Raw genomic sequence first — 15,983 nt, 5'->3', positions numbered from 1 at the left:
CCGGGACAACCCGGCCGTCTCACGTCCGGTGTACGAACGCGCCACCATGGTCCGCGTACGGCCGTGCGGGTGCCGTGAACCGGCCGGAGGGTCCTCAAGTCCACCCGTCCGGCTGCCCGTTCGCGCATTGTCGCGGCCCGGCCCTTGTCCGGCGGCCGGGGGCGGTGGAGTATCGCTGGGGTGATACTCACACGGGGGGCAAGGGTCACCGGCGCCGTTCTCTGCGCCCTGCTCGCGGTGATGGTCGCGGGCTGGCTCGTACGGGATGTCAGGGCGGTCGACGATCCGGGCCAGTTGTGGCGGTACTGGGCGGGCTACCGCGAAGCGCGACTGCCCGCCGTGCCCGCGACCTCGGCCGACGACGTGGTGCTGCTCCTGGTCTATGTCGTCGCCGCGTTCGCGGCCCTGCGGTCCGTGGTGGCCGCTACCGCGCTGGTCGCCACCGGAGTGGTCACTCTCGCCGTACGGCTGCCGGGGCTCTGGATCATCGGTACGTCCCGGATGAACGGCCGGTTCTCCGACGATCTCCGCACCCGCGCCCTGATCTGCGCCTTCGCGGCCCTCGCGGTGGCCATCGCGCTGCTCATCACCGCGGGCGCCGGCCGCAGACCGCCGCGCGACTTCTCCGAGCGCACCCCGACCCGGCCGGGCCAGGGCGCGAGTGTGACCGCCTTTCTGCTGCTGGGCGCCTCGGGAGCGGTGGTGATCGCCGGGGAGATCCGCCAGGCGGTGCGGTTCCCCTTCGTCTACCCCGACTGGTACGTGGGCGGGGACCAGCTCCTCCAGGGGCTGATCGACGCACCGCCCGGCTGGAACAATGCCGTCCTCGCGCTGCTCTGTCTGTTCGCGGGGACGAGCGCGCTCTTCCACGCCGTGCACGCACGGCCGTTCGGCCTGATCGCGGCCGGTGTGCTGCTGTCCGCCGGAGTGCTGGGAGTGGTCCGCGCCGCGCATGACAAGATGCTGGACCACTTCGCCGATCTGCGGACCGAGGACCAACTCACGTTGCTGAGCTGGGTCTTCGACACGATCGCGGCGGCGGTGGTACTGATCGTGCTGGCCCGGCGGGGCCGCGCGGACGCCTCTGCCCCGCCCCACCAGGGCTACGGACAGGGGTACGGCTACCCGCGGCCCGGCGTCTTCGGTCCGCCGCCCCCGTCCCAGCCCCCGCCGGGCTGGTGACGGGCGCGGCCGGCGCCGCCTTGCTCAGGTCACCCCCGCAGCCCCAGCGACCGCTTCAGGAAGTCCACCTGGAGCAGCAGCAGATTCTCCGCCACCTGCTCCTGCGGCGTCATGTGCGTCACCCCGCTGAGCGGCAGCACCTCGTGCGGCCGCCCCGCCGAGAGCAGCGCCGACGACAGCCTGAGCGAGTGCGCGACCACCACGTTGTCGTCGGCCAGCCCATGGATGATCATCATCGGCCGCGCCTCGTCCGCGGCCTCGGAGAGCCCCTCGTCCGTCAGCACCGAGTTGTGCGCGTACACCTCCGGCTGCTTCGCCGGATCGCCGAGATAGCGCTCGGTGTAGTGGGTGTCGTACAGCCGCTGGTCGGTCACCGGCGCGCCCACCACCGCCGCGTGGAAGACATCCGGCCGGCGCAGCACGGCCAGCGCCGCCAGATATCCGCCGAACGACCAGCCGCGGATCGCCACCTTGCCGAGGTCCAGCGGGAACCGCTCGGCCAGAGCGTGCAGCGCCTCGATCTGGTCGTCCACGGTGAGGACGAGATTGTTCTTGACGGCCTTCTCCCAGGCCGGCGAACGCCCCAGTGCGCCCCGGCCGTCCGCGACGATCACCGCGAAACCCTGGTCGGCGAACCACTGCGAGGTCAGATGCGGATTGTGGGCGGCGACCACCCGTCGGCCGTGCGGCCCGCCGTACGGGTCCAGCAGTACCGGAAGGGGACCGTCCGACTCTTTGTACCCATCGGGGAGCAGCACGGCGCACGGAATTCGCCGTGCGCCCCCCTCGGTGAGACGTACCCGCGCCGACAGGACCGGCTCCTCGGCGAAGCTCGCCACGGTGGCGATCCGCTTGCCGTCCCGGAGGACCTCGGCACGGGCCCCCGGCTGCTCCAGGGAGTGGGAGACCAGCACCGTCACCCCGCCCGCGCGGACGGCCGAATGCACTCCGGCCCCTTCGGAGACCCGTTCGACACCCAGCTCGTTGACCCGGTACACATGGCTCTCGCCGATCTCCGGCTCCACGGCCTCCTCGCCCGCCGACGCCGACACCAGGACATCCGAATCACCGATGTCCAGGACCGCCTGGAGCTGCAGCTGCGCCCCGGTCAGCAGCCGGTCGCCGACCGCGAGCACCCGCGCCCCGCCCTCGTCCGCGATCCGCACGAGCCGCCCGTCCGGCGCCCAGGCGGGCACACCGGGGAAGATTTCCAGCCAGACCGGGTCCTCGTCGACATGCACCGTCCGGGTCGTACCGGTCTCCGGGTCCACCGCGAGGAAGTGCTGACTCTGCTGGTCACGGGCCTGCACGAGGAGTAGCGGAGCCCCGGCCGACGACCAGTGCACCTGCGCCAGATACGGGTGGCGCGTCCGGTCCCAGACCACTTCGGTACGGGTGCCGTCCAGGCTCACCACGAAGAGCCGCACCTCGGCGTTGGGTGTTCCCGCGGCCGGGTAGGCGACCTCGGCCGGCTTGCGGTCCGGGTGCGCGGGATCCGCGATCCACCACCGCTGTACGGGGCTGTCGTCCACCCGGGCGACCAGCAGCCGGTCCGACTCCGGCGACCACCAGAAGCCCCGCGAGCGCTGCATCTCCTCGGCCGCGATGAACTCCGCGAGGCCGTACGAGACGTTCGGCCCCTCCGGCTCGGCGAGCGCCAGATCCCCGTCGCCCCCGGCGCCCACGACGCGCAGCGCGCCCTTGGCGACGTACGCGACGAGGCGCCCGTCCGGCGACGGCCGCGGGTCGATCACCGGGCCGGGCACCGGCAGCGCCCGCGCCGTACCCGCCCGCAACTCCGCGACGTACACCTTCCCCGAGAGCGCGAACGCGGCCAACTCGGCCGCCGCGTCGACCGCGTAGCCCACGATCCCCGAGGAGCCCTCACGGCTGCGCTCGCGCCGGGCCCGCTCCTGGGCCGACAACCGCTCCGCCGAACCGCCCAGCAGCGTCTCGGGGTCGGCGACGACGCGTTCCTCGGGCGTACCGCCCTCCGGCAGGTCCAGCACCCACAGCCGGCCCGTCCGGTCCGTGCCGGATCCCGACCGCAGGAAGATCACCCGCTCTCCGTCGGGTGACACGGTGAACGCGCGGGGGGCGCCGAGGGTGAATCGCATCGTCCTGGCGTGCTGACGCGGAAATGAGATCTTCTGCGAAGTCATGGGCCCGAACCTAGTGCCCGACCGCCCGGTCGTGCGCCCCTCGTGCTGCTGTGCCCCGATCAATGCGGTCCGACGGATAGTTATGATCCGTAGCGCTCGGTGGGTATGAACCTGCTGGCTCCATGTGTGCTGCCCGTCCCGACCGTACTGATGGAGGTGAACCGCCGTGGCACTCTCGATTTCGGCGGTGGTGCTGCTGGCGATCGTCGTCTTCCTGCTGATCCGGAAATCCGGACTGAAGGGCGGACATGCGGTGGTCTGCGCACTGCTCGGTTTCTATCTCGCCAGCTCGTCCATTGCCCCCAGCATCTCGAACCTGACCACGAATGTGGCGGGCATGATCGGAAGCCTCAAGTTCTGAGCCCCGACTCGTCGGCGGCCGGTGCGCGGGGGCGGTCGGCCGGGGTCCGGCCGGCGGAACGGGGCCAGGGGCGCGACGCCCGGCACGGCCCCGGGGCGTTCGGCTCGTAGGGTGGTCCCCATGACGGACCATCCAGCCCGGCGTCTGCTTCTGGTGCACGCGCACCCCGACGACGAGTCGATCAACAACGGCGCCACCATGGCCAGGTACGCGGCCGAGGGTGCCCAGGTCACCCTGGTCACCTGCACGCTCGGCGAGGAGGGTGAGGTCATCCCGCCCGGACTCGCCCATCTCGCGGCGGACCGGGACGACACCCTGGGCCCCCACCGCCGAGGTGAACTCGCCGCGGCGATGAAGGAGCTCGGGGTCACCGACCACCGGCTCCTCGGCGGCCCCGGCCGCTTCCGCGACTCCGGGATGATGGGCGCCGAGCAGAACCATCGCCCCGGCGCCTTCTGGAACGCGGACGTGGACGACGCCGCCGGGTACCTCGTGGAGGTGATCCGCTCGGTGCGCCCGCAGGTCCTCGTCACCTACGACCCCGATGGCGGCTACGGACACCCCGACCACATCCAGGCCCACCGCGTCGCGATGCGCGCCGCCGAGCTCGCCGCCGATCCCGCGTACCGCCCCGGACCGGACGCCCCGCACACCGTCGCCAAGATCTACTGGAACCGGGTGCCGCGCTCGGTCGTCGAAGAGGGCTTCACGCGTCTGCGGGACACGGCGCCGGACGCCTTCCCGGGGATCGCCGCCATCGACGACGTGCCGGGTGTGGTCGACGACGCGAGGATCACCGCTCGGATCGACGGCTCGGCCCATGTCGAGGCCAAGAGCGCGGCGATGCGGGCCCATGTCACCCAGATCGCCGTGGACGGCCCCTTCTTCGCCCTCTCCAACGACCTCGGCCAGCCCGTCCTCACCACCGAGTACTACGAGTTGGTGCGCGGCACCTCCGGAGCCCCGCGAGGGGCGCGCGAGGACGACCTGTTCGCCGGCGTGGCGGGAGCGGAGCGATGAGCGACGGCAAGCAGCGCGCACCGCGCTCCGGCGCGCCCTCCGGGGGCGTTCCGGCGACCGGCCTGGCCGCCCCCCTCAACCCCGGGCGGATCGCCGCCTACGTGGGCCTGGCCGTCCTCGGCGCGCTCGTCGGGATCGCCGGAGCGCTCGTCCAAGCAGCCTGGTTCCCCGCCGGACTGCTGCTGGCGCTGCTCGCCTGCGCCGGGCTGTTCTACGGCGGGCGCCGCGTCTTCGACACCCAGCTCGGTGCTCTGACCCCTGCGGCGGGCTGGCTGATTTCGGTCGTTCTGCTGCTCGGCGGACGGCCGGAAGGCGACTATGTCTTCGGCAATGAACTGGGTCTCACCCTCTTCATGCTGGGCGGGATGGCCGTCGCTGTGATCTGTGCCACCATGTCGCGGTCGCCCCGTCCGGGCACCGACAGCGGCCGGCCTGGCAAGTAATGTGCCACGTCCGATCCCGTAATGCCCCTTGTCCGTTCGTCGGTCATGCGGTCGTTTCCCCCGGTCGCGGGGTGTCTGTCGGCCGCGGCCAGTATGGTGGTTCGCGCGCCGAGCCGTCCCCTGGCCTGCGGCATGGGGGAAGTACGGGCGGCGGAGCCAACCGGGAGAACCTGCTTTGAGTCGTGAAACTGACAGTTCGTCCTCCGGGCCCCAGGGGCGCGGAGGAGCCGCGTACCCCTCGGGGACGCCGCCGTACGGATCCCGCCAGTATCCGTCGCTGCACCCCTCGCAGGACGCCCCGGAGGGGGCCCTGGAGCCTGCGGACCCGCCTCAGTCCGAAGAGCCGAGGACCGAGACGACGCTGACGACGCGCATCCGGATCAACATCCCGGGCTCGCGTCCCATCCCGCCCGTGGTCATGCGTACGCCCATGAGCGACGCCGACACCGCCGACGCCGAGCGCACGGGCACCATCCCGCGCCCCGGCCCGCCCGCGCCGAACGGCACGCCGGACGCCTCCGACGCCGCGCCGGGCGCCGACGCGTCGGCCGGTCCGGCGACCGCGGAACCGACCGCCGAGAAGCCGGCCAGGGAGAAGAGCGGCAGCGACTGGTTCGCCCCGCGCAAGGCCCCCATGAACACCTCGGTCCTCGGCACCGGCGGCGCGCCGGGCGGCGCCGACGGCCCCAAGGGCGCCGCGCCCGCCCCGCCCCGCCCCGACCTGCCGTACTTCTCGGACGGTCCGCAGCGCACGGGCGACCAGGACGCGCCCGGCCCCGGCGGCAGCGCCCTCGACGAGTTCGGCGCGGGCGGCTCGCGCCCCACGCCGAACCTCGGAGTGCGTACGCCGGGCCCCTCGGGACCCACCACGGGCCCGGTCACCGGCACTTCGTCCCTGACCCCGAACCTCGGCGCACCGGGCGCACCGGGCTCCGGCCAGCCGGGCGGGCCGGGCTCCGGCGGCCCCGGTGGCACGCCCCCGCGGATGTCCGACGACACGGCGGTGCTGACGCCCCAGTTCGCGGGCCCGGCCGCCGCCGGGCCCGGCGGCAACGTCTCCGGTGACACGCTCACCAGCGGCATCCCCGTCGTTCCGCCGGAGCACCGCTCCCCGTCCCCGTTCGCGAGCGCGGGCGGCCCCGGCGGCGGACGCCCCGATCTGACGCCCCGTATCGCGGACGACGCGATGGGCACCGGACCGGCGGGCCCCGGCGGTCCGGCCGTCCCGTCGCCGGCCCCCGCCGCGGCGCGCCCCGCCCCGGCGCCCGCGCCCGCGAAGAAGAAGGGCCGCTCCAAGCTGGTCCTCCTGTGCGCCGGCATCGTCGGCCTGCTCGGTGTCGCGTACGGTGCCGGGCTGCTGATGAACCACTCCGACGTCCCCAAGGGCACCACCGTCCTCGGCGTCGACATCGGCGGCGGCACGAAGGACGACGGCGTCGCGAAGCTGGACGCCGCTCTCGGCAAGCGCGCCGTGGCGCCCCTCCAGCTGTCGGTGGACGGCAAGAACACCGAGCTCGCACCGGACAAGGCCGGGCTCAGCCTGGACAGCCAGGAGACCGTGCGGTCCGCCGCGGGCAGCGACTACAACCCGGTCTCCGTCATCGGGTCCCTCTTCGGCGGCAAGCGCGTCGTCGACCCGGTGATCCCGGTCGACGAGGAGAAGCTCGGTGTCGCGCTGGCGGATCTGGCGGGCGTCTCCGGCTCGGCCAACGACGGCACGATCACGTTCGAGCCGGGCAAGGCCGTCGCCGTACCCGGCAAGTCGGGCAAGGCGCTGGATGTCAACCGCTCGATGATCTCGGTGCGCGACGCTTACCGGGCCCAGGTGCAGACCGGCAAGGCGGCCACCGTCAAACTGCCCGTCACCACCCGTGAACCCACGATCAACCAGGCGGAACTGGACCGGGCGATGAGGGAGTTCGCGAAGCCCGCGATGTCCGGTCTGATCACGATCAAGGCCGGTCCCAAGCAGATCCAGTTCGGCCCGGCCAAGTCGCTGCCGCAGATCCTCACCATGGTGCCGGTCCAGGGCCGGCTGGTCGAGCACTACGACAAGAAGGCCATCGACACCCTGTGCGACGGCGTCTTCAACGGTGTCATGATCACCAAGGGCGACGGCAAGCAGCACCAGCTCAGTGCGGACGATGTGGCGCATGCCATGCAGACCGCGCTGCTCGGCAAGACCACCGCCGAGCGGACGGCCACGATCAACCTGAACGGCAACGGATAACCGCCCCACAGCGGCGAACGGCACCCCACCCGCCCCGCCCCCGCCCGGATCTCCGGCCGGGGGCGGGGCCGTGTGCGTGTACGGGCAGGGGCGGGGCCCCGTGCGTGCAGGGCGGCGTTCCGATGACGGGGCCGGGTTCATGCGCGGGCCCGGCCGTGGAGTCATGTGCTCGGCATGACATCTGTCATCCCGATTCCACGATCCGCGACCCTGCCGGGCGTACCCCTCGATCCGCCACGCTGGACGCATGACAACGACAGCAACCGAGGCCATCGGGGCGAAGACCGCCGCGGTCCGCTTCGACCGGGTCAGCAAGGCGTACGGAGCCGTTCGTGCCGTCGACGGGCTCACCCTCGACCTCCATCCCGGTGAGACCGTGGCGCTCCTCGGCCCCAACGGCGCCGGGAAGTCCTCCACGCTGGATCTGCTGCTCGGACTGCGCACCGCCGACTCCGGCTCGGTCCGGGTCTTCGGCACCACCCCGCAGAACGCCATCGCCGCGGGCCGTGTCGGCGCGATGCTGCAGACCGGCGGCCTGATGGAGGACGTCAAGGTCGAGGAACTGGTCCGCCTCGCCTGCGATCTGCACCCCAAGCCCTACCCGGTGGGCGAGGTGCTGTCCCGCGCCGGCATCGCGCAGATCGCCGACCGTATGGTCAACAAGCTCTCCGGCGGCCAGGAGCAGCGCGTACGGTTCGCGCTCGCCACCGCCGGGGCCAACGACCTGATCGTCCTCGACGAGCCGACCACCGGCATGGACGTCACCGCGCGCCAGGCCTTCTGGGCCACGATGCGCGAGCAGGCCGAGCAGGGCCGCACCGTCCTGTTCGCCACCCACTACCTCGAAGAGGCCGACGCGATCGCCGACCGTGTCCTCGTCCTCCACAAGGGCCGGCTGCTGGCCGACGGCACCGCCGCCGAGATCAAGGCGAAGGCCGGGGCCCGCCGGATCTCCTTCGAGCTGGACGGTCCGGTCGACGAGGCGGCCCTGCGCGGGCTGCCGTTCCTCGCCACGTTCGACATCACCGGCAACCGGGTCCGTATCCAGTCGCACGATGCCGACGCGACCGTCCACGCGGTCTACGGGCTCGGCCTCTACCCGCGCGAACTCGAAGTCGCGGGACTCGGCCTGGAGCAGGCCTTCGTAGCCATCACCGAGGCCGAGGAGGCCAGGACCGCATGCTGAATCACCTTTCGTGGGCTCTCATCAGGCTCGAAGTGACCCGCACTCTGCGGAACAAGAAGTTCATGTTCTTCTCGGTCATCTACCCCTCGGTGATCTATCTGCTGATCTCCGGCACCCAGAACACCAGCGACAGGATCCCGCACACCGATCTCACCTTCCAGGCGTTCTTCATGGTCTCGATGGCCTCCTTCGGCGCGCTGACCGCCGTCCTCATGGGCAACAGTGAACGCATCGCGAAGGAACGCGAGAAGGGCTGGGTCCGCCAGCTCCGGCTCACCGCACTGCCCGGCCGGGGCTACGTCCTGGCGAAGATCGCCGGCGCGGCGATGGTCACCCTGCCCTGCATCGTCGTCGTCTTCCTGGTCGCCGCCGCCGTCAAGCACGTCCGGGTGGAGACCTGGCAGTGGTTCGCGCTGGCCGGGGTCATCTGGGCCGGTTCACTGGTGTTCGCCGCGCTCGGGGTCGCCATCGGCTACATCGCCAGCGGTGACGCGGTCCGCCCGATCACGATGATCATCTACTTCGGTCTCTCCATCCTCGGCGGCCTGTGGATGCCGAGCGCCACCTTCCCGCAGTGGCTCCAGAACATCTCCGAATGGCTCCCGACGCACGCGTACGCTTCTCTCGGCCAGGCGATCGCGATGGGCGGATCGCCGCACGCCAAGGACGTCGCCATCCTCTGCGTCTACTTCCTGATCTTCGCGGGCGGGGCGGCCTGGCTCTACCGGAAGGACACCCTGAAGGCGTGAACGACGACGAGACGTCCGTGGGCGTCGGGCGCCCGCCGACGGGTCGCCGACAGGTCTGGATCAAGCTGCTCTGGATCGGTGTCTGGCTCGCGTTCATGAGCGCTCCCGTCAAGGACCTCATCGACGGCAACCACCCCGCGTGGGCGACGGCGCTCGGCACCTTCGGCCTGGTGGTGTTCGTCGGGGCGTATCTCGTGCTGGTCTTCCGCCAGACGGCGAAGGCCCTGGACCGGCGCCTCGTCCATTCCACGATCGCCTTCCTGGGCGCCCTCGCCGCCGTCCTCTCGCTGACTCTCGGCACCGCGTGGCTGGTCCTCTTCGTGTACGTCGCGGTCTCCGTCGGCGCCACCATGCCGTTGCGGACCGCCCGTTGGCTGATCCCCGTCGTCACCGCCGTCCTGGTCGCGATCGGTCTGACCGGCGACCACTCCCGGGAGATCATCACCGCCCTGGTCTTCCCCGCGCTGCTCGGCGGGTTCGCGATGACCGGCGTACGGCAGATGATCCGTACGACGATCCAGCTGCGTGAGGCCCGCGCGACCGTCGCCCAGCTCGCCGCCAACGAGGAGCGGCTCAGGCTCGCCCGCGATCTGCACGACCTGCTCGGCCACTCGCTCTCGCTCATCACGCTCAAGAGCGAGCTGGCCGGGCGGATGCTCCCCGACCACCCGGAGCAGGCCGCGGCCCAGGTCGCGGACATCGAAAAGGTCAGCCGTCAGGCACTGGTCGACGTACGCAGCGCCGTCACCGGCTACCGCCGGCCGACCCTCCCCGGCGAACTGGCCGGAGCCCGTACCGCCCTCGCCGCCGCGGGCATCGCCGCGGACGTACCGGCCGAGGCCCCCGACGGCCTCCCCGAGAAGCCGGAGGAGGTGCTCGCCTGGGCGCTGCGGGAAGCCGTCACCAATGTCGTACGTCACAGCGACGCCCGGCACTGCACGGTCACCCTCGCCCCGCGTCAGACCCTCGACGGCAGGGTCCTCGAACTCACCGTCGCGGACGACGGCGTCGGAGCCGCGGGGACGAAGCCGGGCAACGGCCTCACCGGCATCACCGAACGCCTCGCCACGGTCGACGGCACGCTGACCACCCGGTCCGGCGGCTCCGGTAAAGGCTTCACCCTCACCTTGAGTGTTCCGCTCGGTTCCGGCCTAGGATCCACGGAATGAGCATGATCAGACTCCTCCTCGCCGAGGACCAGTCCATGGTGCGCGAGGCCCTCGCGGCACTCCTCGGCCTGGAACCCGACATCGAGGTGGTGGCCCAGGTCGCCCGCGGGGACGAGGTGCTGGCCGCGGCACACGAGCACCGCATCGACGTGGCGCTCCTGGACATCGAGATGCCGGGGATGACGGGCATCGACGCGGCGGCCGTCCTGCGGCGCGAACTCCCCGCCGTGAAGGTCGTCGTCGTCACCACCTTCGGCCGCCCCGGCTATCTGCGCCGGGCCATGGAGTCGGGCGCGGACGCCTTCCTGGTGAAGGACGCCCCCGCCGCCCAACTGGCGGCAGCGGTACGGAAGGTGCTCGCCGGGGAGCGGGTCATCGATCCCACCCTCGCGGCGGCGGCGCTGGCCGACGGGGCGAGCCCGCTCACCGACCGTGAACGCGATGTGCTGCGCACGGCGGCGGACGGCTCCACCAACGCGGAGATCGCGGCAGCGCTCCACCTGTCCCAGGGCACGGTCCGCAACTACCTCTCCATGGCGATCCAGAAACTGGCGGCCCGCAACCGCGCGGAGGCGGTCCGGATCGCCCGCGAGAAGGGCTGGCTGTAGAGCGCCGGCCAGGGGTTCTGTGGTGCGACGCGCCTCCGAGCACACGTGCCGGTGCACACCTTCGCCCGCCCCGGCGAGGCGTCAGTCCGCGGTCGGCCGCCACCGCTGAGCGGCACGCGTCGCCGACCGGCCTGCCAGGACACCGACCACGACCGCCAGCACGGCGCACCCGCACGCCCCGACGGTGAGCACGCCCCAGGACACATAGCCCTCCTGCACCACGGAGATGAAGAACAACGAATGCCAGGCCGTGATGACGGTGGCGGTGCAGGCCGAGATGAGCAGCGGGACCGTCAGATGCCATTGCGCCACTGACCGGAAAACGGCGTGACCTCCGGTCAGGACGCTGAGCGGTGCCAGGGCATGCCGGACCGTGCCGAACTCGGCGGCCGCACTCAGGCTCCCCGCCAGCAGCAACAGAGCGAGCCCCAGGAGCCCGAAGAGCAGGACCCAGTTGGTCAGCCGTGCCTTGTTCGAGGCACCGACCAGCCAGGTTTCTCCCGGAGTCTCCACGGTCACTGCCGGGGCCAGCTCATACGCCGCCTGCTTCACCTCGGCGCGCACACCCGGGGCGGGGGAGACCACGGCGAGTGAGTCCTGGGTTCCATCGAAACGCGGTGCGACCGGAGTCGCCTGAATGCGTGGATCCGGCCCGTACCAGGCACGGATCTCCGCCACGCGTTTGTCGTGGCCCGCCCCGCCAGCCAGCTCCGTCGGTTCCCCAGGGCACGCGAGCCCCAGTGACTTCAGCGCGCCGCACGATCCCTGAAGAAGCACCGTCTGCTGTTCGGGGCCGACTTTCACCACGAGCAGATGGGAGCCGGTCGGGAGCGACCGGGACAGCTCCTCGACCCCGGACGCCGTGAGGTCCGCACCCCGGACACCGAGCACGGTGTCACCGACGCGCGCCTCCGAGGCTCGTGCTGCGGCTGCCTTGTCGCCGAGTCGGCTGTTCCACACCTGGAGTTGGCCGACCAGCCCGAGTCCGATCACCATGGCCAGGGACAGCCGGACCACGACGCCGGGGTGCGCAGCCGTCCAACGCCCCCCGATCAGCTGCCCCGGACTGCCGGTACGGAACCCACGTGCCGCGATTCTGTTCCCCAGACGGCGGCCGGCCACGGCTGCCACCGAGGGGAGCAGCGCCCACATGGCAACGGTGCCGCCGACAAAGGCGAAGAGGCCGGGAGGCCCGCGGAGGTACTGACTGAACGCGACGACCGAGACACCCACACCGCACCCGATGGGCCGCCACCGAGGAATTCGTGTGGAGAACGACCGGGGCCGGGTGGCGGCACCGTTGCGTTCGACGCGATGGAGAAGGACCACCACGCCGAGGGTGATCGTGAAGGACAGGACCAGTGCGATGGCCATCATGCCCCAGGCCGAACGGAGGTCGTCGCTGTCCAGGAGGTATCCGGTGGGCGGGATCCTGACGTCCGTCGTCATCGCCGCGAGAGCCGGGAGGATCGCGAGTGCCGTTCCGGCCGCGACGGGCAGCGTCGCCTCGCCGATGTTGACGATCGCGCGGTGCCGCCATGTCCCACCGAGCGCCTGGAGGAGACCGCTGCGGCGATCGCGTGTGCGTGAGCCGACCCGGGAGGCGACCACCAGCAGAGCGATCGCGGGTACGCCTGTCAGACCGCCCAGGGCGAGCAGCACATGGCTGACCGGGCGGGAGTTGAGTGTCTCGCCCATCGGGTAGCTCTGCCCGAACCCCTTGACGTACCACCAGGAGTTGTTCTTTCCAGGGTCGGGCGTGTGCGCGGGTCTGACGTATGCGAAGCGTTCCGAGGGAGAGACGAGGCCCTCCTTGGCGATCGTGCCGGCGTAGTGGCCGTACCGGCTGGTGATCCGCTCCGGCTTCCCCGCACGGACCAGTTCCGGGGACAGCACGGCTTCCCCAGGGGCCGGCCAGTGGCTCAGCCCCGGTGGAGGCGGAGCGTCCGGCTTCAATGGGTGGAGGTAGATCACGGTGTGCTGGATCTCGCCGGCCATGTCGAACGCTTCCCGCCACAGCGCCACGGCGTCGCGCTGCCGGTCGGTGAGCAGGGGGCCCCGCACCTGGTTCCGTGCCTCGCGCCCGTCGTAGGTGGCGAGCGCGGCGGTGGCCCCCAGGGCGACGAGGGCGACCGCGACCGCGGCAGCGAGCAGGGACCAGAAGCGCAGCCGGTCACCTGGGGTGCCGCGCCCGGCTGCGGCCCCGATGCGGATCAACTGCCACCACAGGCGTCCGCCCCGAGGTTTCCGTCCGGAGGAACCGCCCGTACGCGGGCGCTCCGTGGTGACCGTGCTCACGCGCCCACTCCGTCCAGGGCATCCGTCAGCGCACCGGCTTCGAGGCGGAGCGTCCGCTGGGCCCGTGCGGCCACCGACGGGTCGTGCGTGACGACCAGCAGAGCACAACCGCGTTTCCGGGACACGGTGAACAGAAGGTCCGCCACAGCTTCCCGGGCCTCTGGGTCGAGGGCCCCGGTCGGCTCGTCGGCCAGGAGTACGTGGGGATCAGTGATCAGGGCACGAGCGACGGCCGCGCGCTGGCGCTCACCGCCGGAGAGCATTCCGGTCGGTGTTCCGTCCTGCGGTACCCCGAGCTCGGACAGGAGTCCCGCTGCTCGCTGGTACGCGTCGCGGTGATCGCCGCCGTCGAGGAGAACGGGTAGAGCCACGTTCTCCACAGGGGACAGTTCGGGCAGCAGCTCTCCGAACTGGAAGACGACGCCCATGTGTTCGCGGCGTACCTGCGCCAGCTGCTTCGTGCGCATCCCGGTGAGTTGGTGTGTGGCCACTTCTACCGTGCCGCTGTCCGGCGTCACCAGGCCGAGGACGCACATCAGCAGCGTCGACTTCCCCGAGCCGCTGGGACCGGTGACGGCCACCGATTCGCCCGGGCCGACGTCCAGATCGACGCCGTCCAGCAGTACCCGTTCGCCCAGCCGATAGCTGAGGCCCCTCACGTGCAGGCCCGTTGCATTGCCGGCCGTCACCATCGTTTGCTCCCTCATCAACACTTCGGGCCGCCTCGGATGCACGCGGCACCGAGGGCGGGAAGGCGATCCGCCGGGGCCGGCCGAGGTCGGCCGGCCCCGGCGGGATCCGTGGCCGTCCTCAGGGGGCCTTCCAGCCCGAGCAGTCGTCAGGAGCCCAGTCGTTGTCGTCGCAGGCCTGGAACTTGATGATCTTTGATCCGTCTGCGGAGGTGGCCCTCGCCCTGTAGCCGCTGTGGTTCCACAGAGTCCGCTCGGTACCCGCAGTGGTCCGGCGGTAGTACTCCGCCTTGCCCGAGTCACCGTCGTCGCTGCCGTCGTACACGGATATCACGCCGGGCTTGCCGCCGTACGGTGCCGTCGCGGTGACGCCGCCCCCCTTGGCGTCGAGCGCGAGCGCACCGGCGGCCGGGAATGCGAGACCGACGGTGAGAACCGCTCCGGCGATGAACTTGAGTCCGGACATTCTGTTCCCCTCCCGTGCCGTGGGACTCATGGGCGGACCGAGCAGGCGCGGTTGCCGATGCGGCATGAGAGTCCGCGCCTTGGTCGTCGGCCGAGGTGAGCTTCACACGGTGCCCAGGGGGCATCAAGCGGTTCAGGTCTTCGTGGCCAGAACTGGTACGCCGAGGTGAGGGGGCGAGATGTGCGCCCCGTGCCCTCGGTGATGCGTTCGCGGCAGACAAGTGGAATATGACGCGGTCACCGTCTCTTGCGTCGGCCGCTGTTCTGCCGAGGCCGAAGCGGAATGCGAGGCGCCATGTCTCCGGCGATGTCCGCTTGTTGCGACCGACGCATGCGTGTTGTCCGGAAAGATCACGAGTGCACTGGTGGCGCCGACCTCGGGCTCCCGCCCGTCCGTTCGTCGGTGCCGGTACGGGCGACGTTCGTGACGGCGGCCAAGGCGACGGCGGTCCGCGGCACTGAGGGAGTGCATCGACGCATCGGCCGGCTTCCGTTGCGCGCAACGGAAGCCGGGGCGGCACGGATCCGGGGCCGCGGCGCCCCGTGCGCCGTTCTTCCGGCGGGGCCGCCGCAGGGCGGCCGTCAGCCCTTCTTGGGCGAGTCGAGGTGGGCGAAGGCCACCACGTTGTCCTCGTAGTCCTTGACCGTCTTGTTGTACGGGCCGCCGCAGGTGATCAGACGCAACTGGGCGGAAGGGGTGTCGGCGTAGACGCGCTTGTCCGGGAACTTCGCCTTGCTGAACGTCTCGACGGTGTCGACCTCGAACGTGGCGACCGAGCCGTCGGCGCGGGTGATGTTGACCGCGGCACCCGGCTTGAGGAACTGGAGCTGCAGGAACACGGCCGGGCCCGTCATCGTGTCGACGTGGCCCGCCACGATCGAGGCGCCGCGCTCGCCGGGGGTGACGCCGTCCTTGAACCAGCCCACGAGGTTGGGGTCGGTGGCGGGCGGCGGGTTCAGGCGGCCGTCGGCGCCGACGGCCAGGTCGGTGAAGGGCGCGTTGACGCCGATGGACGGAATCTGCAGCCGCGCGGGGGCCGAGCGTGCCATCGCCGGGCCGACGGGCGACTGCGACGGGGTGACGGGAGGAGGTGCTGCATGGGAGCCGAGGATCTCGGGTGCGGGCATGGCGGGCGCGACGGCGGCGGGCGGGGCCGGCGGCTTGTCGTCGACCGAGGTGTTGATGGAGTTGTAGATGAGGAGCATGCCGAGCCCGGCTGTCACGGCGGGCCACATCAAGGCGCGGCCTAGTGTGGTTCCGGGGGCGGTCCGGGTGGGGGTGGAACCGGGCGACTGCGGCGCGGCCATGGGAACGTGCCTTTCACTTGCGCGGTGCTGGAGGAGGGGTGTGCTGGGGCTCGGCCGGTGTCGACCGGTGGGGAAACGAAGGCGCCGCGGCCGCCGCCCCGGGGGACGACGGC

The 15,983-nt window shown here is 71.5% G+C and carries 14 protein-coding genes; 9 read left to right on the top strand and 5 right to left on the bottom strand.

The window, feature by feature from the left end; genetic code table 11:
* Positions 1–180 precede the first annotated feature (180 nt).
* The gene (locus ACZ68L_RS06925) at positions 181–1,182 is read left to right on the top strand and encodes a hypothetical protein (protein WP_469574760.1); all 1,002 of its coding nucleotides are present in this window, start codon (positions 181–183) and stop codon (positions 1,180–1,182) included.
* Between the two features lie 29 nt (positions 1,183–1,211).
* Here ACZ68L_RS06925 and ACZ68L_RS06920 read toward each other — a convergent pair whose 3' ends face one another.
* Entirely contained in the window at positions 1,212–3,344 is a 2,133-nt protein-coding gene (locus ACZ68L_RS06920) for an alpha/beta fold hydrolase (RefSeq protein ID WP_469574757.1), read from the bottom strand.
* A 166-nt stretch (positions 3,345–3,510) separates the two neighbouring features.
* Here ACZ68L_RS06920 and ACZ68L_RS06915 point away from each other — a divergent pair, with 166 nt between their 5' ends.
* The 8 genes from ACZ68L_RS06915 (at position 3,511) to ACZ68L_RS06880 (ending at position 11,110) form a co-directional block, all read left to right on the top strand.
* The gene (locus ACZ68L_RS06915; protein WP_093896879.1) at positions 3,511–3,705 is read left to right on the top strand and encodes a hypothetical protein; all 195 of its coding nucleotides are present in this window, start codon (positions 3,511–3,513) and stop codon (positions 3,703–3,705) included.
* Between the two features lie 120 nt (positions 3,706–3,825).
* Positions 3,826–4,725, top strand: a complete 900-nt coding sequence (mshB, locus tag ACZ68L_RS06910; RefSeq protein ID WP_469574754.1) for an N-acetyl-1-D-myo-inositol-2-amino-2-deoxy-alpha-D-glucopyranoside deacetylase — start codon at positions 3,826–3,828, stop codon at positions 4,723–4,725.
* Positions 4,722–5,168, top strand: a complete 447-nt coding sequence (locus ACZ68L_RS06905) for a DUF6113 family protein (RefSeq protein WP_469574752.1) — start codon at positions 4,722–4,724, stop codon at positions 5,166–5,168. Before mshB ends, ACZ68L_RS06905 begins: the two co-directional genes overlap by 4 nt.
* 175 nt (positions 5,169–5,343) lie before the next feature.
* On the top strand, positions 5,344–7,398 hold the full coding sequence (locus tag ACZ68L_RS06900; protein ID WP_469574751.1) for a peptidoglycan binding domain-containing protein: 2,055 nt from the start codon (positions 5,344–5,346) through the stop codon (positions 7,396–7,398).
* Between the two features lie 247 nt (positions 7,399–7,645).
* Complete coding sequence (locus ACZ68L_RS06895) at positions 7,646–8,584, top strand: ABC transporter ATP-binding protein (protein ID WP_469574748.1); 939 nt, start codon at positions 7,646–7,648, stop codon at positions 8,582–8,584.
* Positions 8,578–9,333, top strand: coding sequence for an ABC transporter permease (locus ACZ68L_RS06890; protein WP_469574746.1), 756 nt, complete (start codon positions 8,578–8,580; stop codon positions 9,331–9,333). The genes ACZ68L_RS06895 and ACZ68L_RS06890 overlap by 7 nt, the downstream gene beginning before the upstream one ends.
* The gene (locus ACZ68L_RS06885; protein WP_469574745.1) at positions 9,330–10,502 is read left to right on the top strand and encodes a sensor histidine kinase; all 1,173 of its coding nucleotides are present in this window, start codon (positions 9,330–9,332) and stop codon (positions 10,500–10,502) included. Before ACZ68L_RS06890 ends, ACZ68L_RS06885 begins: the two co-directional genes overlap by 4 nt.
* Positions 10,499–11,110: a response regulator gene (locus ACZ68L_RS06880; RefSeq protein WP_469574744.1), complete on the top strand. Its 612-nt coding sequence runs from the start codon at positions 10,499–10,501 to the stop codon at positions 11,108–11,110. The genes ACZ68L_RS06885 and ACZ68L_RS06880 overlap by 4 nt, the downstream gene beginning before the upstream one ends.
* Before the next feature lie 81 nt (positions 11,111–11,191).
* Here the strand turns inward: ACZ68L_RS06880 and ACZ68L_RS06875 are convergent, their stop codons facing one another.
* The 4 genes from ACZ68L_RS06875 to ACZ68L_RS06860 form a co-directional block, all read right to left on the bottom strand.
* Positions 11,192–13,408, bottom strand: a complete 2,217-nt coding sequence (locus tag ACZ68L_RS06875) for a permease (RefSeq protein WP_469574741.1) — start codon at positions 13,406–13,408, stop codon at positions 11,192–11,194.
* Entirely contained in the window at positions 13,405–14,100 is a 696-nt protein-coding gene (locus ACZ68L_RS06870) for an ABC transporter ATP-binding protein (protein ID WP_469574739.1), read from the bottom strand. The genes ACZ68L_RS06875 and ACZ68L_RS06870 overlap by 4 nt, the downstream gene beginning before the upstream one ends.
* A gap of 118 nt (positions 14,101–14,218) precedes the next feature.
* The gene (locus ACZ68L_RS06865) at positions 14,219–14,563 is read right to left on the bottom strand and encodes a hypothetical protein (RefSeq protein WP_469574738.1); all 345 of its coding nucleotides are present in this window, start codon (positions 14,561–14,563) and stop codon (positions 14,219–14,221) included.
* Positions 14,564–15,144: 581 nt separating this feature from the next.
* Positions 15,145–15,870, bottom strand: a complete 726-nt coding sequence (locus ACZ68L_RS06860; protein ID WP_469574736.1) for a class F sortase — start codon at positions 15,868–15,870, stop codon at positions 15,145–15,147.
* Positions 15,871–15,983: the final 113 nt, after the last annotated feature.

It is taken from the genome of Streptomyces sp. NPDC104309, from assembly GCF_055584025.1.
Note: the sequence above shows the minus strand (reverse complement) of the source record. Positions and strands in the feature narration are given on the sequence as shown.